Source organism: Sphingomonas sp. BLCC-B65 (genome assembly GCF_028550675.1).
GTDB lineage: Bacteria > Actinomycetota > Actinomycetes > Actinomycetales > Microbacteriaceae > Microbacterium.
Map to the genome: position 1 here is coordinate 451,914 of NZ_JAQQGL010000001.1, position 17,511 is coordinate 469,424.

16 protein-coding genes and 2 tRNA genes are annotated in these 17,511 nt (G+C 68.9%); 8 read left to right on the top strand and 10 right to left on the bottom strand.

All coding sequences use genetic code 11. The features are described 5' to 3' along the window. Window positions 1-104 precede the first annotated feature (104 nt). The 6 genes from aceE to PP359_RS02245 all read left to right on the top strand — a co-directional run bounded on the left by aceE (window position 105) and on the right by PP359_RS02245 (window position 7,741). A complete protein-coding gene (aceE, locus tag PP359_RS02220) occupies window positions 105-2,834 on the top strand; it encodes a pyruvate dehydrogenase (acetyl-transferring), homodimeric type (protein WP_499249816.1) in 2,730 nt (909 codons plus the stop codon). 8 nt (window positions 2,835-2,842) lie between these two features. Then, complete coding sequence (locus PP359_RS02225) at window positions 2,843-4,066, top strand: PucR family transcriptional regulator (protein ID WP_036318379.1); 1,224 nt, start codon at window positions 2,843-2,845, stop codon at window positions 4,064-4,066. Between the two features lie 93 nt (window positions 4,067-4,159). Beyond that, the gene (locus PP359_RS02230) at window positions 4,160-5,080 is read left to right on the top strand and encodes an ACP S-malonyltransferase (RefSeq protein WP_294945500.1); all 921 of its coding nucleotides are present in this window, start codon (window positions 4,160-4,162) and stop codon (window positions 5,078-5,080) included. Further along, window positions 5,077-6,093, top strand: a complete 1,017-nt coding sequence (locus PP359_RS02235; RefSeq protein WP_499249817.1) for a beta-ketoacyl-ACP synthase III — start codon at window positions 5,077-5,079, stop codon at window positions 6,091-6,093. Before PP359_RS02230 ends, PP359_RS02235 begins: the two co-directional genes overlap by 4 nt. Before the next feature lie 93 nt (window positions 6,094-6,186). Beyond that, window positions 6,187-6,435 carry an acyl carrier protein gene (locus PP359_RS02240; RefSeq protein WP_005049448.1) on the top strand — a complete coding sequence of 83 codons (249 nt, stop codon included), beginning with the start codon at window positions 6,187-6,189 and terminating at the stop codon, window positions 6,433-6,435. Between the two features lie 67 nt (window positions 6,436-6,502). Then, the gene (locus PP359_RS02245; RefSeq protein WP_294982211.1) at window positions 6,503-7,741 is read left to right on the top strand and encodes a beta-ketoacyl-[acyl-carrier-protein] synthase family protein; all 1,239 of its coding nucleotides are present in this window, start codon (window positions 6,503-6,505) and stop codon (window positions 7,739-7,741) included. A gap of 146 nt (window positions 7,742-7,887) precedes the next feature. Here PP359_RS02245 and PP359_RS02250 read toward each other — a convergent pair whose 3' ends face one another. The 3 genes from PP359_RS02250 to PP359_RS02260 all read right to left on the bottom strand — a co-directional run bounded on the left by PP359_RS02250 (window position 7,888) and on the right by PP359_RS02260 (window position 9,678). Beyond that, a complete protein-coding gene (locus PP359_RS02250; RefSeq protein WP_294982213.1) occupies window positions 7,888-8,400 on the bottom strand; it encodes a DUF3145 domain-containing protein in 513 nt (170 codons plus the stop codon). 119 nt (window positions 8,401-8,519) lie between these two features. Next, a tRNA-Ile gene (locus tag PP359_RS02255) sits at window positions 8,520-8,596 on the bottom strand. A gap of 14 nt (window positions 8,597-8,610) precedes the next feature. Then, window positions 8,611-9,678, bottom strand: a complete 1,068-nt coding sequence (locus PP359_RS02260) for a DMT family transporter (protein ID WP_039415921.1) — start codon at window positions 9,676-9,678, stop codon at window positions 8,611-8,613. A 42-nt stretch (window positions 9,679-9,720) separates the two neighbouring features. Here PP359_RS02260 and def point away from each other — a divergent pair, with 42 nt between their 5' ends. After that, complete coding sequence (gene def, locus PP359_RS02265; RefSeq protein WP_378793350.1) at window positions 9,721-10,287, top strand: peptide deformylase; 567 nt, start codon at window positions 9,721-9,723, stop codon at window positions 10,285-10,287. A gap of 21 nt (window positions 10,288-10,308) precedes the next feature. Here the strand turns inward: def and PP359_RS02270 are convergent, their stop codons facing one another. The 6 genes from PP359_RS02270 to dusB all read right to left on the bottom strand — a co-directional run bounded on the left by PP359_RS02270 (window position 10,309) and on the right by dusB (window position 16,169). Further along, window positions 10,309-10,683 carry a bleomycin resistance protein gene (locus PP359_RS02270; protein ID WP_036318384.1) on the bottom strand — a complete coding sequence of 125 codons (375 nt, stop codon included), beginning with the start codon at window positions 10,681-10,683 and terminating at the stop codon, window positions 10,309-10,311. Window positions 10,684-10,741: 58 nt separating this feature from the next. After that, window positions 10,742-10,814: transfer RNA gene (locus PP359_RS02275), tRNA-Asn, on the bottom strand. 73 nt (window positions 10,815-10,887) lie between these two features. Next, window positions 10,888-11,658, bottom strand: a complete 771-nt coding sequence (locus PP359_RS02280) for an ATP-binding cassette domain-containing protein (RefSeq protein WP_036318385.1) — start codon at window positions 11,656-11,658, stop codon at window positions 10,888-10,890. Window positions 11,659-11,726: 68 nt separating this feature from the next. Continuing rightward, entirely contained in the window at window positions 11,727-13,625 is a 1,899-nt protein-coding gene (dnaG, locus tag PP359_RS02285) for a DNA primase (protein WP_499249818.1), read from the bottom strand. Then, complete coding sequence (locus PP359_RS02290; RefSeq protein ID WP_499249819.1) at window positions 13,625-15,013, bottom strand: deoxyguanosinetriphosphate triphosphohydrolase; 1,389 nt, start codon at window positions 15,011-15,013, stop codon at window positions 13,625-13,627. The genes dnaG and PP359_RS02290 overlap by 1 nt, the downstream gene beginning before the upstream one ends. Then, window positions 15,003-16,169, bottom strand: coding sequence for a tRNA dihydrouridine synthase DusB (gene dusB / locus PP359_RS02295; protein WP_499249820.1), 1,167 nt, complete (start codon window positions 16,167-16,169; stop codon window positions 15,003-15,005). Before dusB ends, PP359_RS02290 begins: the two co-directional genes overlap by 11 nt. Window positions 16,170-16,231: 62 nt before the next feature. On the opposite strand from dusB, the gene PP359_RS02300 reads away from it, so the two are divergent. Next, the gene (locus PP359_RS02300; RefSeq protein WP_295778245.1) at window positions 16,232-16,735 is read left to right on the top strand and encodes a glutathione peroxidase; all 504 of its coding nucleotides are present in this window, start codon (window positions 16,232-16,234) and stop codon (window positions 16,733-16,735) included. Window positions 16,736-16,841: 106 nt separating this feature from the next. Here the strand turns inward: PP359_RS02300 and PP359_RS02305 are convergent, their stop codons facing one another. Next, complete coding sequence (locus PP359_RS02305; RefSeq protein ID WP_039415916.1) at window positions 16,842-17,507, bottom strand: DsbA family oxidoreductase; 666 nt, start codon at window positions 17,505-17,507, stop codon at window positions 16,842-16,844. Window positions 17,508-17,511 lie beyond the last annotated feature (4 nt).

The window sequence follows — 17,511 nt, forward strand, 5'->3', positions numbered from 1 at the left end:
GATGTGACTAGGCTGATCCAGGATGCGTTGTCGACGCTGCACAAAGCCGCGCGTATCAGAAGCCCCGTCCCTGGCATGATCTGCCAGACGAAGAAAGGTGTCTCGTGACGGTCAACGATCAGGATCCGTACTCCCAGGGCCCGCAGGACAGCGACCCCGAAGAGACGCACGAGTGGCAGGAATCGCTCCAGCAGCTCGTCGACAGCAAGGGCGCCGGGCGTGGCCGCGAGATCATGCTCAGCCTGCTCAACAAGTCGCACGAGCTGCAGCTGAACGTTCCCCAGGTGCCGACGACCGACTACATCAACACGATCGCCCCGGAGAACGAGCCCGAGTTCCCGGGTGATGAGGAGCTCGAGCGCCGGTATCGCCGGTGGATCCGCTGGAACGCTGCACTGACCGTGCATCGCGCGCAGCGTCCGGGCATCGGCGTCGGAGGTCACATCTCCACCTACGCGTCGTCCGCCTCGCTGTACGAAGTCGGCTTCAACCACTTCTTCCGTGGTCTCGACGACCCCAACGGTGGAGACCAGATCTTCATCCAGGGTCACGCCTCTCCCGGCATCTACGCCCGTTCGTTCCTCGAGGGACGTCTGTCGGCCGATCAGCTCGACGGCTTCCGGCAGGAGAAGTCGAAGGCACCGGACGGCATCCCCTCCTACCCGCACCCGCGTCTCATGCCGGAGTACTGGCAGTTCCCGACCGTGTCGATGGGCCTCGGTCCCATCAACGCCATCTACCAGGCGATGACCAACAAGTACCTGACCAACCGAGGGATCAAGGACCTCTCCAACTCCCGCGTCTGGGCGTTCCTCGGCGATGGAGAGATGGACGAGGTCGAGAGCCGCGGACAGCTCCAGGTCGCCGCCAACGAGGGCCTCGACAATCTCACGTTCGTCGTGAACTGCAACCTGCAGCGCCTCGACGGCCCCGTGCGCGGCAACGGCAAGATCATCCAGGAACTCGAAGCGTTCTTCCGCGGTGCGGGCTGGAACGTCATCAAGGTCGTCTGGGGCCGCGGCTGGGACGAGCTGCTGCAGGTCGACACCGACGGCGCCCTCGTGCGCCTGATGAACACCACCCCGGACGGTGACTTCCAGACGTATCGCGCCGAGGACGGAAAGTTCATCCGCGACCACTTCTTCGGTCGCGACGAGCGCACCGCAGCCATGGTCAAGGACTGGTCCGACGAGGACATCTGGGGAAAGCTCCGCCGCGGCGGTCTGGACTACCAGAAGCTCTACGCTGCCTACAAAGCGGCGACCGAGCACAAGGGCCAGCCGACGGTTATCCTCGCCAAGACGATCAAGGGTTACGGCCTGGGTCATCACTTCGAGGGGCGCAACGCGACGCACCAGATGAAGAAGATGACGCTCGACGACCTCAAGCACTTCCGCGACTCGATGCGCATCCCCGTCTCCGACGCTCAGCTGGAGGAGAACCCGTACGCGCCGCCGTACTTCCACCCCGGTATGGAAGACGAGACGATCCAGTACATGGTGGAGAAGCGTCGCGCCCTCGGCGGGTTCCTCCCCGAGCGCCGTACCCACCACGTGCCGATCAGCCTCCCCGACGACAGTGCGTACGCGCTGCCGAAGAAGGGATCGGGAACGCAGGAGGTCGCGACCACCATGGCGTTCGTCCGCCTGCTGAAGGACCTCCTGCGCTCGAAGGACTTCGGCAACCGCATCGTGCCGATCATCCCCGACGAGGCGCGCACGTTCGGTCTGGACGCCTTCTTCCCGACCGCCAAGATCTACAACCCGAACGGCCAGAACTACACGTCGGTCGACCGGGAACTGCTGCTCGCCTACAAGGAGAGCCCACAGGGACAGATCATGCACGTCGGCATCAACGAGGCCGGAGCGGTGGCGGCGTTCACCGGCACGGGAACCTCGTACGCGACGCACGGTGAGCCGCTGATCCCGGTCTACATCTTCTACTCGATGTTCGGCTTCCAGCGCACCGGCGACGCGCAGTGGGCCGCCGCCGACCAGATGGCGCGTGGTTTCATCATGGGTGCCACCGCGGGCCGCACGACGCTGACCGGTGAGGGACTCCAGCACGCCGACGGCCACTCCCACCTGCTGGCCTCGACGAACCCGGCCACCGTGTCGTACGACCCCGCGTACGGGTACGAGATCGCCCACGTCGTCCGCTCCGGCCTGGAGCGGATGTACGGCGGCAACCACCCCGATCCGAACGTCATGTACTACATCACGCTCTACAACGAGCCGCTGGTGCAGCCCGCCGAGCCCGAGGGCGTCGACGTCGAGGGCATCGTCCGCGGCATCTACCGCATCTCGGAGGGGGCCGGTGACGGACATCGCGTGCAGCTGCTCGCGTCCGGTGTGGGTGTGCCGTGGGTGCTCGAGGCCCAGCAGCTGCTGCGCGAGGACTGGGGTGTGGCCGCCGATGTGTGGTCGGTCACGAGCTGGACGGAGTTGCGCCGCGACGGACTCGCCGCCGACGAGCACAACTTCCTGAACCCGCTGGCCGAGCCGCGCACCGCGTACCTCACCGAGAAGCTTCGCGACACCGCGGGCCCCGTCCTGGGCGTCAGCGACTACATGCACGCGGTGCAGGACCAGATCCGCGAGTGGGTTCCCCGTCGCTACGTCACCCTCGGTGCGGACGGCTTCGGCTTTTCCGACACCCGGGCCGCGGCGCGTCGGTTCTTCAAGATCGACGGACCGTCCATCGTCGTCCGTGCCCTCCAGGCGCTGGCCGACGAAGGGCTCGTCGACCGGTCGCTGTCGGCACAGGCGATCGAGAAGTACCGCCTGCACGATGTGACCGCGGGAACGAGCGGAAACGCCGGCGGCGAAAGCTGATCGATTCGATGCCCGCCCGCCCCACCCCTCAGGAGAAGGCGGAGACACTCGCGTGGCTCCGCCGGGTCTCCGGAGACCTGGCCACGGCGACCATCAAGCGGCTCGAAGAGTCTCTGCCCTGGTACGCCGACATGCCTCCGGCCCGTCGCTCGGCGGTGGGCCTGGTGGCGCAGGCGGGCATCGCGTCGTTCATCCAGTGGTACGAGGATCCCGGCTCGACGCCGTGGATCGCTGCCGACATCTTCGCCGCTGCTCCCCGTGAGCTGCTGCGCAGTGTCAGCCTGACGCAGACTCTCCAGCTGATCCGCGTCACCGTCGCCGTCACGGAGGAACGCGTCGCGGGAAAGGCGGAGGATCTCCGCGAGAGCATCCTGCTGTTCTCCCGCGAGGTCGCCTTCGCCTCCGCGGACGTGTACGCGCGGGCGGCGGAGGCGCGCGGGCTGTGGGATGCGCGCCTGGAGGCCCTTGTCGTCGACTCCATCCTCACCGGCGAAGCCGACGAGGAGCTGCCCAGCCGCATCGCCGCCCTCGGCTGGCACGGCCACGGCGAGGTCGCGGTTCTCGTCGGAACCACTCCGCCGCAACTGGACGTCGATCATCTGCGTCGAGTGGCACGCAAGCTGGGTGTCGATGTCCTCATCGGCGTGCAGGGATCTCGTCTCGTGCTCGTGATCGGCCGCGCCGTGCTGCCCGGGCGTGAGCCCGTCGCCGAAGAGCTGCCGTTCACGGAGATCGCCCTCCGTCTGGAGCCGGGCTTCGGGCCGGGGCATCTCGTGCTGGGGCCGACGGTGCCCGCACTCGTGGATGCCGGGCTCAGCGCCCGTGCCGCGTTGGCGGGCTTCGCCGTCGCCGGTGCCTGGCGCCACGCGCCGCGCCCCGTCGAAGCCGACGACCTGCTGCCCGAGCGTGCCCTCGCCGGCGACGCCATGGCCAAGGCGACGCTCGTCGAGCGGATCTACCGTCCTCTGCAGGCGCACTCGGCCGATCTGGTCGCGACGCTGTGGAGCTATCTCGACAATGGCCGCTCCCTCGAGGCGACCGCCCGCGAGCTGTTCGTCCATCCCAACACCGTGCGCTACCGACTCAAGCGGGTCTCCGATGTCATCGGCTGGGATGCGACCGGCCCGCGTGAGGCCCTCATCCTGCAGACGGCGCTCATCATCGGATCGATCGGCACCGAGGCGACGCGACGGCGCGGAAGCGCAGCGCGACGGTCCGCGCGCGCGGACTGAGCCTCGTGCCGTTGTCGCTCTGACACAAAGCATCTCGCGTTTGTTGTGACGTCGTCGCCAGCGCGGCGGCGAAGAACTTGGAAGGATAGGCACGTGATCATCACCGTCTTCCCCGGTCAGGGGTCGCAGACCCCCGGGTTCCTGACACCGTGGCTCGAACTCGCGGGCTCCCGCGAGCGTCTCGAACGCTATGCAGAAGCGGCGCAGGTGGACCTCGTGTCCGCCGGCACCGAGTGGGACGCCGACCGCATTCGTGACACGGCGGTCGCGCAACCCTTGATCGTCGCGGCGAGCCTGCTGTCGTACGCCGCTCTCCAGGATGCCGCGGGCCTCTCGCCTGCCGGCGTCGCCGGACATTCGGTCGGTGAGGTGGCGGCCCTCGTCGCCGCTGGCGTCCTCAGCGACGACGACGGCATGCGTCTGGTCGGGCTTCGCGGACGGGCCATGGCCGATGCCGCCGCGCAGGAGCAGACGGGCATGAGCGCGATCCTCGGCGGCGACCGCGACGCCGTGCTCGCTCTGCTCGACGAGTTGGAGCTCACCGCGGCCAACCACAACGGCGCCGGACAGATCGTCGCCGCAGGCGCGCTGGACGCCCTCTCGGAGCTTGCGGCCCACCCCGCCGCCGGCAGCCGCGTCATCCCCTTGCAGGTGGCCGGCGCCTTCCACACGTCTTACATGGCGTCGGCCGTCGACACCCTGCGTGCCGCGGCCGCCGAGGTCTCGGCATCCGACCCCCGTCTCACGCTCTGGACCAACCGCGACGGCGCCCGGGTGGACGGCGGCCGCGAGGCGCTCGACCTACTCGTCGCGCAGGTCTCCTCCCCCGTCCGCTGGGATCTGTGCATGGAATCGTTCGCGGATGCGGGGGTCACCGGCATCATCGAGCTCGCGCCGGCCGGAACGCTGACGGGCCTTGCGAAGCGCGCCCTCCGCGGCGTGCCCACCGTGGCCGTGAAGACACCCGACGACCTCGCGGCTGCGGCCGCCCTGCTGACAGGAGGCGACGCGTGACCGACGCGCCCACCCGACCGACCCTCGTCCAGGCGACGGGACCGGCACACACCCGCATCTACGCCTACGGCGCTGCCCGTGGCGAGAACGCCGTGCCCAACGACGACCTCGTGGGCCCCATCGACTCCAGCGATGAGTGGATCCGCCAGCGCACCGGCATCATCACGCGTGTGCGCGCGAATGCCGCAACGACGGCGATCGAACTCGCTGCCGACGCCGCGGCCGAGGCCATCGCCGGCGCCGGTATCGACCCGTCGCTGGTGGACGCCGTGATCGTCGCGACGATCTCGAACCCGAAGCAGACTCCCTCGGTGTCGGCGATCGTCGCCGATCGCATCGGCGCCAACCCCGCGGCCGCGTACGACCTGAACGCCGCCTGCGCGGGCTTCGCGTACGGCGTGGCGCAGGCGGACGCCCTCATCCGGGCCGGCGCCGCGAACTACGCCGTCGTCGTGGGCGCAGAGAAGCTCAGCGACGTCGTCGACCCCACGGACCGCTCGATCTCGTTCCTGCTCGGTGACGGCGCCGGCGCCGTGGTCGTCGGACCGAGCGACTTTCCGGGCATCGGTCCCACCGTCTGGGGATCGGACGGCTCGAAGGCCGATGCGGTCGGGATGAACCACACGCTCACCGAGTTCCGCGACGGCACGGCACCCTGGCCGACGCTGCGTCAGGAGGGTCCGACGGTCTTCCGCTGGGCCGTGTGGGAGATGGTCAAGGTCGCCCGCCAGGCGCTGGAAGAGGCCGGTGTGCAGCCCTCCGACCTCGCTGCCTTCGTGCCCCACCAGGCGAACATGCGCATCATCGACGAGTTCGCCAAGCAGCTGAAGCTCCCCGACACGGTCGTGATCGGCCGCGACATCGAGACCACCGGCAACACGTCGGCGGCATCCATCCCCCTCGCCACCCACCGCCTGCTCTCCGAGCACCCGGAACTGTCCGGCGGGCTGGCGCTGCAGATCGGATTCGGCGCCGGATTGGTCTTCGGCGCGCAGGTCGTCGTCCTTCCCTGACGGCCCGAGATACCCGGTCGCGACAGCCGTCGCACCTAGACTGAACGTCGGCCCCGCAGGGCCGGTGAAACCCCGATAAACAAGGAGAATCCCATGGCATTCAGCAACGACGAGGTCCTCGCAGGGCTCGCCGAGCTCATCACGGACGAGACCGGCATCTCGGCGGACGAGGTCGCGCTGGAGAAGTCGTTCACCGACGACCTCGACATCGACTCGATCTCGATGATGACGATCGTCGTCAACGCCGAGGAGAAGTTCGGCGTCACGATCCCCGACGAAGAGGTCAAGAACCTCAAGACCGTCGGCGACGCCGTCACCTTCATCACCACCAACCAGGCCTGACCTCAGGCCTCGCCACCTGCACCCCGGTGGGGGCCGTCGTGCCCCCACCGGAGCATCCGAGGAGACCATGAGCATTCCCCGAATCGTCGTCACCGGCATCGGCGCATCGAGCCCCATCGGGGGCACCGCGCCGGAGAGCTGGGCCGCGCTGCTGGGTGGCGCCTCCGGCGCTCGCACCCTCGAGTACGACTGGGTCGAGCAGTACAACCTGCCCGTCACCTTCGCGGCGCAGGCCGCCGTGCGCCCGGACACCGTGCTCGAGCGCCCGATCGCCAAGCGTCTCGACCCGTCCTCGCAGTTCGCGCTCGTCGCCGCGATGGAGGCGTGGGCGGATGCCGGGAGCCCGGAGGTGGACCCGGAACGGTTGGGGGTCGATTTCGCGACCGGCATCGGGGGTCTCTGGACCCTCCTGGATGCGTGGGACACGCTTCGCGAGAAGGGCCCGCGTCGGGTGCTGCCGATGACCGTTCCGATGCTGATGCCCAATGCGGCGGCGGGCAACCTGTCGCTGCATTTCGGTGCCCGCGCGTATGCGCGGACGGTCGCCAGCGCCTGTGCGTCCAGCACGGAGTCGATCGTCAACGCCATCGAGCACCTGCGTGACGGCCTCGCCGACGTGGTGATCGCGGGAGGCACCGAGTCGGTGATCCACCCCGTCACGATCGCCTCGTTCTCGTCGATGCAGGCGCTCTCCAAGCGGAACGACTCCCCCGAGACGGCGTCGCGTCCGGGCAGCATCGACCGCGACGGATTCGTCATGGGCGAGGGTGCCGGCGTGCTGATCCTCGAGACGGAGGAGCACGCCAAGGCCCGCGGCGCGAAGATCTACGCGGTCGTCGTGGGCGGAGGGGTCACGGCGGACTCGTACCACATCACGGCGAACGATCCCGAGGGCACGGGCGCCGCGCGCGCCGTCAACATGGCTCTGGCCATGGCCGATGCCTCCCCCGACGACGTGACCCACGTCAACGCCCACGCGACCTCGACGCCGGTCGGCGACCCGAACGAGTACGTCGCGCTGAAGAGTGTGTTCGGTGACCGCATCGAAGAGATCCCCGTGTCGGCGACGAAGGCCTCGACCGGTCATCTGCTCGGTGGTACCGGCGCGCTCGAGGCGATCTTCACGATCCTGGCCATCCGCGACCGGGTGGCCCCTCCGACGATCAACATCACGGAGCAGGATCCCGCGGTCCCGTTCCGTCTGTCGGGCGCGCCGACGCCGCTGGGCGACGGTCCGCAGCTCGCGATCAGCAACTCGTTCGGCTTCGGCGGCCACAACGCCGTCGCCGCCTTCGCTTCGGTCTGAGCATCGCCGCGTGAAGACGCCCCCGCGTCCGTGAGGATGGCGGGGGCGTCTTTCGTGTCAGACGGGGATGCGCGGTCTCGGTCTCCGGGAAGCCCTCCGAAGCCGGTACTGGCGCCTCCACCCGTCTGAGGTCGGTGGCGGGTCTCTCAGCCCACCTTGTGCAGCCAGACGACCGGTGCGTCGTCGCTGGCGTGACGGAACGGCTCGAGCTCCTCGTCCCAGGTCGATCCCAGCGCGACCTGGAGTTCGCGCTGGAGGTCGTAGGGGTCCCCCGCGGCGATCTCCATCGCGTAGCGGATGCGGTCCTCACCGATCACGACGTTGCCCGCCGTGTCGGTCTGGGCGTAGTGGATGCCGAGATCAGGAGTGTGCATCCAGCGCCCGCCGTCCGAGCGCGGCGTGGGGTCTTCGCTGACCTCGAACCGCAGATGCTCCCATCCGCGGATCGCGGTCGCCAGGGCCGCGCCGGTGCCGGCGGGACCCTCCCAGTAGAACTCGGCGCGACGACTGCCGGCGAGCACGGGCTGATCCGCCCACTCGAAACTCACAGCACGCCCGAGGGCACGCCCGACCGCCCACTCGAGGTGGGGGCACAGCGCACGTGGCGCGGAGTGGATGTAGATCACTCCGCGCGCCTGTGGGGTCGACGTGGTCGCCATCGCGATTCTCCGTTTCTTCAGGTACGTCTTCCCCTACGACCTGAGTGCCGGATGCGTGGCGGCTATGTGGTTGTGGGCCCATTATGGCCGATAACGACGCGGAATCACAACCGTGTCATTGGTAGGGCGGGTGGGACTTGAACCCACGATCGTCGGGTTATGAGCCCGCTGCCTTGACCAGCTTGGCCACCGCCCCCTGTCCCCGGAAGTCTAGCGGGGGCGCGGGTCGTCCCGATCGCGCACGGGTGGCTCGGGCCACACCTTCGCCACGGCATCCGTGAGGCGCTGCGATCCGGGCGAGACCTGTTCGCCGCTCCCGCGTGTGATGGGGATCTCCTGGCTGTCGCTGATCACCTGCGGGTGGTGGCGAGCCAGTTGGAAGACGCCGGTGACGGCCAGCGCGCCGGCGACGACGAAGCCGCCGTAGGCCCAGAGGGGGGCGCCGTCGGCTTCGCGCAGTACGGCCAGGCCGATCACGATGGCGACGATCGGATCGATGACGGTGAGACCGGCGATGACGAGGTCGGGCGGGCCGGACGCGTAGGCAGTCTGCACGAAGTAGGCGCCGATCGCAGTACCGGTGAGCAGGGCGACGATGCACACGATCGTGAGCCACTCGAAGTCGCCGGTGCGGATCCGGCTGAGCACGACCTTCGCCAGCGTGGCGACGAAGCCGTACATGATGCCGGCGGCGACGATGTAGAACAGGGCTCCCATGCGGGTGCGCAGCCACAGCCAGAGTGCAGTCAGGACGATGGCGACACCGGCGAGGATCAGCAGCACGGTGATCAGCTGTCCGTCGCTGATCGGGGTCTCGGTGGCGTACAGGGCGGCGATCGTGACGAACACGAAGATGCCGGCGACGCAGAGGCCGATGGCGGTCAGGGAGCGCTTCGTGGGCTTGAGGCCGCTGATTCGCGCGTTCAGCAGCGTCGTGATGACCAACGAGACGGCGCCGAGCGGCTGCACCAGGATGAGGGGGGCGAACGACAGGGCGGACAGCTGGCAGACGATCGCCAGCCCCAGCATCACGGTGCCGGCCACCCACGACGGCCGGCGCAGCAGGTTCCAGATCTGGCCGCCGGTGAGACCGGTGCCCCCGGCGGTCGCCGTGAGACGTTCGACCTTCTGCACCCCGCGGTGCTGATACTGCGCGCCGAAGGACATGAAGACGGCGCCGAGCAGGGCGAGCGGAATGCCGATGAGGATGCCGGGGTCCGCGAAGACGCCGACGAGCTTGTCGGTCACATCTCCGAGGTCGTTGAGGGCGGCATGCACCCCTCGACACTAACGGCCAGGTGCGCTCGATAGGCTCAGGACGTGGCTGTTCTTCCGATTCGCATCATGGGCGATCCCGTCCTGCACTCCCCCGCCGATCCTGTCTCCGAGATCACCGACGAGATCCGCGGGCTCGTCGCGGACATGTTCGAGACGATGGATGCCGCGCCCGGTGTCGGCCTCGCCGCCCCGCAGGTGGGCGTGGGTCTGCGCATCTACACCTACAGCTACCAAGACGATGACGGGCAGCCTTGGCGCGGTGTGATCCTCAACCCGGAGCTGTGGATGCGGCCTCCCGTACCCGGCGCGCCGGACCCGGACGACGAGTCCGAGGGGTGCCTGTCGTTCCCCGGTGAGCGCTTCGCCCTGCGCCGCTCGGATGAAGTCCTGGTCACCGGTATCGACCTGGACGGCGAGCCCGTACGCATCCAGGTGGACGGCTGGCGTGCGCGTATCATGCAGCACGAGTTCGACCACCTCGACGGCATCCTCTACGTGGACCGTCTGGACGACGGCGACTGGAAGACCGTCCAGAAGATCGCGCGCAAGCGCGGTTGGGGTCGCGCCGGCGCGTCCTGGACGCCGGGAGTCGACGATCTGGAGGGCTGAGCGACTCCCGGTCGGGTATCGCTAGGCGTCGGGTGCGCCGTTTTCGATCAGGGTGAGCTGGGTTCCGTCTGCGTCGACGAGGAATCCGGCTCGCTGTCCCCAGGACTGCGTCTGAACGGGTCGCAGCCGCGGAAGGCCCGCGTCGTGCTCGGGGACGCCGGATCGCTTGATGTCCTCGTACAGCTCGTCCACGTCGTCGACGCGGACGCTGCACATGAAGGAGCTCGCTTCGGGCACCAGGTCGTCGAATCGGAAGAACTCGAGCACCAGCTCGCCCCGACGAAGGATCAGCCACGCGTCGTCACGGTAGCTCGGAGTGAATCCGAAACCCCCGTAGAAGCGGACCGTGCCGCCGAAATCACGCGATGGCAGGTTCGGGACAGCACGGTCTGGCATGTCCGAAGCCTAGCGGCGGCAACGAAAACGGCCCCAGAGTGGAGTCTGGGGCCGTTCGCTCCCCGGCTTGGACTCGAACCAAGAACCTGCCGGTTAACAGCCGGCTGCTCTGCCAATTGAGCTACCGAGGATCAATCACCCGCGAGCGGGCAACCCGTCCATATTAGCAAACGTCGGGGTGTGCTCGTGACACGATACGCGTCTTCACGACACGAGGCGGGCACCGCCGTCCGGAGTCCAGAGCAGATCCGCGATGCCATGCCCGTAGGCGACGGGCAGACCTGCTCGGAGCACCAGCACATCGGCATCGAGCTCCCGCACGGCTTCGGCGTCGTTGGTCACCATGAGAATCGCCATGCCGTTCTCGTCGCGCCGGCGCAGCAGCGCGTCGCGCGCGGCATGTCTCACCTCGACGTCGAGGTTCGCGTACGGATCGTCGCCGATGAAGACCTTCGGGCCGAGCACGAGGGCGCGAGCGATCGCGACACGCTGGCGCATCCCCGAACTCAGCTCATAGGGATACCGTGTGGCTGCGCCGAGCGGGAGTTCGAACTCGTCCAGCAACCCCGCGACGCGGACGGCCAGCGCGCGCTGATTGACACGTCGATCTCGGCTCGTGATCGGCTCGCCGATGACGTCTCCGACGGTCAGTCGAGCCGGAAGGCCGGCTCCCGCGCGCTGCGGGACATACCCGGTGTAGTACGCGCGCACACGCGCAGCGCGCCCCCTGCGCCGAACGGCCGTGCCATCGACCCAGGCGTCGCCACCCACCACCGACAGCGAGTCGTCGCTCGTGCCAGCGAGCAGGGTCGCGAGGGTCGATTTGCCCGATCCGGTCGTGCCCATGACTGCCAGCGCGCGGCCCGGGTCGACCCGGAAACTGACGCCTTCGACGACGCGCACTCCTGCGCGCGCGATCGAGAGGTCGTCGCAACGAAGCGCGGCAGGATTGTCGGTGGGGGCACGACGCGGCATGCGCTCATCCTGCCCGCTCTGGCCCGCGGGCGCCACCGTGCGACCGGGCGTGCGACCGTGCCGCGGGGTCAGAGCGACGCCTCGGTGAGAGCGCGCCGGCGCGCGTCCAGCTCGCGCAGCGCCAGACGGACCGCCCGCCCTTGTTCCGAATCGGCGGGAAGCCGCTGGATCGTGCCGAGCAACTCGTTCTTCTCCCGGTCGACCGCGCGCACCCGCAGCTTGCGCGCGAGCCCGCGTGTGTAGGCCGCGGCCTCCGCCTCCGTCAATGCAGGGAAATCGGCCGTCAGCAACTCCACCGCCAGCGACCGGTAGGGCTCACGCACCGACTCCACCGCCGTCGACGCCCAGCCGATGCGTCTGCGGTCTCCCTGCGCGACGAGGGACTGGCGCACCGCGTCGAGAGCGGGGATCTGCATGGGCAGCGCGAGCGCGGCATCCACCTCCTCGCCGTCGACGAGGTGACCGTACTGCAGCACTCCCATGAGGGCGTCACGCTCCAGTGTTGCATCGGCGGTGCGCGGCAGCGTCCGCAGACTCATCCGGAGTGCGGGCTCATCGACCGACGGCGTGGGAGCGGGGCCGTCGATCCCGGCCGTTGCGCTCACGGACGCCGTCGACGAGGAGCGCGGGATGTCGCCCTCGCGGCGCACGCTGTCGCGAGCGGCGCGGTCGACCTCGCGCCGCACATCCTCGGTGTCCATCCCGAGGCGGCGGGCCAGCACGCGGGTGTACTCCGGCTGCAGCAGCGGGTCGCGCAGCTCCCCCACGACCGGTGCGGCGGCTCGCAGGGCCCCGACGCGGCCCTCGACGCTCGCGAGATCGAACCCCGAGAGGCGCTGATCGATGACGAACTCGAACATCGGAACCTTCGTGTCGAGCATCGCACGTACCGCCGCGTCGCCGCGCTCGAGTCGCAGATCGCAGGGATCCAGTCCCTGCGGGCCGGTAGCCACGTAGGTCTGCGCGTTGAAGCGCTTCGCGTCGGCGAAGGCGCGCAGGGCCGCTTTCTGCCCCGCGGCATCGGGGTCGAACGTGAACACGACGTCGCCGGCGGCGCTGTCATCGCCCATGACCCGTCGCAGGACCGTGATGTGGTCGGAGCCGAACGCCGTCCCGCAGGTGGCCACCGCCGTCGTGACGCCCGCCAGATGGCAGGCCATCACGTCGGTGTATCCCTCGACGACGACGACGCGGTGCGAACGTGAGACATCCTTCTTCGCGAGGTCCAGGCCGTAGAGCACCTGCGCCTTCTTGTAGATCGTGGTCTCGGGCGTGTTGAGGTACTTCGGACCCTGGTCGTCGTCGTAGAGGCGGCGCGCCCCGAAACCGATCGTCTGGCCGGTCAGATCGCGAATCGGCCACACGACACGGCCACGGAAGCGGTCGTACACGCCGCGCTGGCCTTGGGAGACGAGACCCGCGGCCGACAGCTCCTCGTCCGTGAAGCCCTGGCTGTGCAGCGCGTCGCGAAGGTTGTTCCAGCCCTTCGGTGCGTAGCCGACACCGAAGTGGGCCGCGGCTCCGGCGTCGAAGCCGCGTTCACCGAGAAAGCGGCGGCCGGCGTCGGCCTCCGGGGACGACAGCTGCGTGCGGAACCACTCCGCAGCGGCCGAGTTGGCCTGATAGAGACGCGTGCGGCCGCTGGTCTCCGGCGCCGCGCCGCCGTCTTCGTAGTGGAGCGTGTAGCCGATGCGCGCGGCCAGGCGTTCGACCGCCTCGGTGAAGGACAGGTGGTCCATGGCGCGCAGGAAGGAGTAGACGTCGCCCGACTCGCCGCATCCGAAGCAGTGGTAATAGCCGACCTGCGGGCGCACGTGGAAGCTCGGGCTTCGTTCGTCGTGGAAGGGGCACAGGCCCTTCAGTGACCCGACGCCGGCTGACTTGAGGGCGACCCGCTCGCCGACGATGTCACCGATGTTGGTGCGTGCCTTGACCTCGTCGACGTCGGATTGCCGGATCCGTGCCATCAGTGACCCTCCGCCGGCCACAGCCCGGCGAGCGGCTCGGGAAGAGCGAAACCGCTGGGTGCGATCGTGCGGTCGTCGCCGGAGCGCAGGCCGAGCTCGCGCAGATCGACCGGGCCGATCAGTCGGGCATGCCACTCGATGGCGAAGCGATCGGTGAGGCTCGCGACCTGGTCGACGACCACGCGCTTGCGGGCGGCATCGGTGGATGCCGCGGCGAAGTCCTCCGCGTGCAGCCGGTCGAGGTGCTCGGGACGCTCCCACAGCGCGGTGGCGAGGCGCTTGAGCACGCGACGCTGTTCCTTGTACAGCCCGCGGCGACCGTCGATCGTGACCACGAAGGCGCCGATGATGCCCTTGAGCACGGCCATCTCGGCCTCGATCACCCGCGGCACGATGACGCGGCCGCGGTAGCGCGTGAGCACCGGCACCGAGTAGTGGTCGCGCGTCGCCGTCGTGGCTGCGCGCGCGAAGCGGCCGATGAGATCGGACGTGAGGTTCTTCAGGCCGGCCAGTGCGGCGCGAGAGCCGTCGAATCCGGTGAGCCACTCCGGCATGCGTGTGAGCCGGTACAGCGCGTCCGCCAGCTCGTCGCGGGTGAAGCCGAAGCCCACCCACGCCTGGATCGCCGTCAGCAGAGCGTCATGCTCGCGCGCGTCGGCGAGGCGCGCCGGGTCGAGGTAGCCGTTGAGCACCGCGTCCTCGAAATCGTGCACGGAGTACGCGATGTCGTCGGAGAGGTCCATGACCTCGGCTTCGATGCAGCGCACGCGACCGGGCGCGCCGATGCGCATCCAGCGGAAGACGTCCTCGTCCTCGGGGTAGACGCCGAACTTCTCTCGTCCACCGGGGTCGGGAACACCGTGCTCGACCGTCCACGGGTACTTGCACGTCGCGTCGAGGCTCGCGCGGGTCAGGTTGAGCCCCACGCTGCGCCCCCCGGCATCCAGCACCTTCGGCTCGAGACGCGAGAGGATCCGCAGCGTCTGTGCGTTGCCCTCGAACCCTCCGATGTCCTCGGCCCAGTCGTTCAGAGCGCGCTCCCCGTTGTGACCGAACGGCGGGTGGCCGATGTCGTGGCTGAGACAGGCCGTGTCGACCACGTCGGGTGACAGCTCCAGAGCGATCGCCAGCTCGCGGCCCACCTGAGCGACTTCGAGGGAGTGCGTCAGTCGGTTTCGTGCGAAGTCCGCAGGGCTCGCGGGGCTGAGCACCTGGGTCTTCGAGGCGAGGCGGCGCAGGGCCGCCGAGTGGAGCACTCGAGCGCGATCGCGGGCGAACCCGTCTCGCTGGGATCGATGCTGTTCGGGGACGAAACGGTCGGCATCGTGGTCGTCGTAGCCAGCGGGTCGGCCCGAGGCGATGCCGACGCTGCTGCCGTCAGCCGCCACTGGTGTCGACCTCCGCGTCAGCCAGCGCGCGCGCGGCGTCGCCGCTCATATCGCGGCTGAGCAGCCACCCGTCGGGCAGTGCCGGGCGCTTGGGTGTGCCGGCACGACCGCGCTGGCCCTCGGCGGCGGCGCCCGGGTAGGGGGCGTCGAGATCCAGCGTCGCGAGCAGATCGTCGATCCCGGTGAGGCTCGACACGGTCGCCAGCTGTGCGCGCGTCTCGCCGCCGACGGGGTAGCCCTTGAAGTACCAGGCGACGTGCTTGCGGATGTCGCGGCATCCGCGACCCTCGTCCTCGAAGAACTCGACGAGCAGTTCGGCGTGCCGGCGGAACGCGGCCGCGACGAAGCCCAGGGTCGCGTCGACGGGTGCGCCGTTGGCGGCATCCGGGCCGCCGAGGGCTCGCGCGAGGTCACCGAACAGCCACGGTCGACCGAGGCACCCACGGCCGACCACGACACCGTCGCACCCGGTCTCGGTCATCATGCGTGCCGCATCCTCCGCTGACCAGATGTCGCCGTTGCCGAGAACGGGGATGCTCGTCACCGCCTGCTTCAGAGCGCTGATCGCCGACCAGTCGGCCTGGCCGGAATAGAACTCCGCAGCCGTGCGCGCGTGGAGGGCCACCGCGGCGACGCCCGCATCCTCCGCGATGCGGCCGGCGTCGAGGAACGTGAGGTGGTCGGAGTCGATTCCCTTGCGCATCTTGACGGTGAGCGGCACGTCGCCGGCGGCGCGTGCGGCGCGCGTGACGATCTCGCGGAACAGGCCGAGCTTCCACGGCAGTGCCGCTCCCCCGCCCTTGCGCGTGACCTTGGGCACGGGACAGCCGAAGTTGAGGTCGATGTGATCGGCGCGGTCCTCGTCGACGAGAAGTCGGACGGCCGCTTCGGTGGTCGCCGGGTCGACGCCGTAGAGCTGGATCGAGCGCGGAGTCTCCGACTCGTGGTGCGTGATCAAACGCATCGTGGTCGCGTTGCGCTCGACCAGGGCGCGAGTGGTGATCATCTCCGAGACGTAGAGTCCCGCGCCGTACTCGCGGCAGAGCCGACGGAAGGCGGTGTTGGTGATACCGGCCATCGGCGCGAGCACCACGGGTGCATCGAGCGCGATGGGGCCGATGCGCAGCGCGGCGCCGGCTGAGACGGAGAGGGACATCCTGTCCATTCTCCCAGACTCACGCGGCCGGTGCGCCGGTCTGCGCCTCTATCGTGGACAACATGGCCGACACACAGACCGCGGAGCTCCGCGACATCCCCTACGTCGACGCGACCGGCGTCGAGCACACCCTCTCCGAGTACGGCGATCGTGCCGTCCTCATCGTCAACGTGGCCTCGAAGTGTGGACTCGCGCCGCAGTACGAGCAGCTCGAGGAGCTGCAGCGCACCTATGGCGACCGGGGTCTGCAGGTCATCGGCTTCCCCTGCAACCAGTTCATGGGTCAGGAGCCGGGCTCCATGGAGGAGATCCTGGAGTACTGCGCCGTCACGTGGGGCGTCAGCTTCCCCATCATGGACAAGGTGCGGGTGAACGGCTCGCACGCCGCTCCCCTCTACAAGGCGCTGAAGAAGGCGAAGAACGTGGAGGGGGCGAAGGGCCCGGTCATGTGGAACTTCGAGAAATTCCTGGTCACGCCGACCGGCGAGGTGCACCGTTTCCGTCCGCAGACCAAGCCCGATGCGCCCGAGGTGATCGCGGCGATCGAGGCCAGCCTCCCCGCCTGAGCCCTGCTGCGGCCCGTTTCGACTCGCTGCGCTCGCTCAACGACCGGAGAGGTTCGTCGCCGGTCGTTGAGCGCGGGAGCGTAGCGACGAGTCGAAACGCGACGTCTCAGGCGTCCTGCTTCTCCGCCCACACCTGTCGGGTGATCTGCGCGAACGCGTCGGCCGGCTGCGCGCCGCTCACGCCGTACTTGCCGTCGATCACGAAGAACGGCACGCCCTGGATGCCGTAAGCCTGCGCCTGTGCCTGATCGGCGCGCACATCGGCCAGATGGCGTCCCGACTCGAGGGCGTCACGCACGTCCGAGGCATCCAGGCCGACCTCCACGGCGAGGTCGACGAGGTCGTCGACGCGACCGACGTGCTTGCCCTCGGTGAAGTACGCCGACATGAGACGTTCGGCCATCTCGTACTGGCGTCCCTGAGCCTTCGCGAAGTGCAGCAGCTCGTGCGCCTTGACCGTGTTGGTGTGCTGCAGGAGGTCGAAGCGATACTCGAGTCCCGAGCCGGCCGCGACGCCGGTCACCTGGTCGAGCATCTCGCGCACGCGCTCTCGCGGCATTCCCTTGTGTCCGGCAAGGAAGTCGACCTCGTCGCCCTCGAAGTCGACCGGAGTGTCGGGAGAGAGCTCGAAGGAGTGGAAGGTCACGTCGACCTGCGGGGCGTCGGTGTCGGCCGCCGTCTGAGCGAGGCCGGCCTCGAGATTGCGCTTGCCGATGTAGCACCACGGGCAGGCGATGTCACTCCACACGTCGATGGTGATCTTGTCTGTCATGTCG

Bases quoted from the DNA above. Each gene is read 5' to 3' on its own strand.
- PP359_RS02225 (WP_036318379.1), top strand. From the start codon at position 2,843: ATGCCCGCCCGCCCCACCCCTCAGGAGAAGGCGGAGACACTCGCGTGG.
- PP359_RS02240 (WP_005049448.1), top strand. From the start codon at position 6,187: ATGGCATTCAGCAACGACGAGGTCCTCGCAGGGCTCGCCGAGCTCATC.
- PP359_RS02245 (WP_294982211.1), top strand. From the start codon at position 6,503: ATGAGCATTCCCCGAATCGTCGTCACCGGCATCGGCGCATCGAGCCCC.
- PP359_RS02250 (WP_294982213.1), bottom strand. From the start codon at position 8,400: ATGGCGACCACGTCGACCCCACAGGCGCGCGGAGTGATCTACATCCAC.
- PP359_RS02270 (WP_036318384.1), bottom strand. From the start codon at position 10,683: ATGCCAGACCGTGCTGTCCCGAACCTGCCATCGCGTGATTTCGGCGGC.
- PP359_RS02280 (WP_036318385.1), bottom strand. From the start codon at position 11,658: ATGCCGCGTCGTGCCCCCACCGACAATCCTGCCGCGCTTCGTTGCGAC.
- dnaG (WP_499249818.1), bottom strand. From the start codon at position 13,625: ATGGCACGGATCCGGCAATCCGACGTCGACGAGGTCAAGGCACGCACC.
- dusB (WP_499249820.1), bottom strand. From the start codon at position 16,169: ATGTCCCTCTCCGTCTCAGCCGGCGCCGCGCTGCGCATCGGCCCCATC.
- PP359_RS02300 (WP_295778245.1), top strand. From the start codon at position 16,232: ATGGCCGACACACAGACCGCGGAGCTCCGCGACATCCCCTACGTCGAC.
- PP359_RS02305 (WP_039415916.1), bottom strand. From the start codon at position 17,507: ATGACAGACAAGATCACCATCGACGTGTGGAGTGACATCGCCTGCCCG.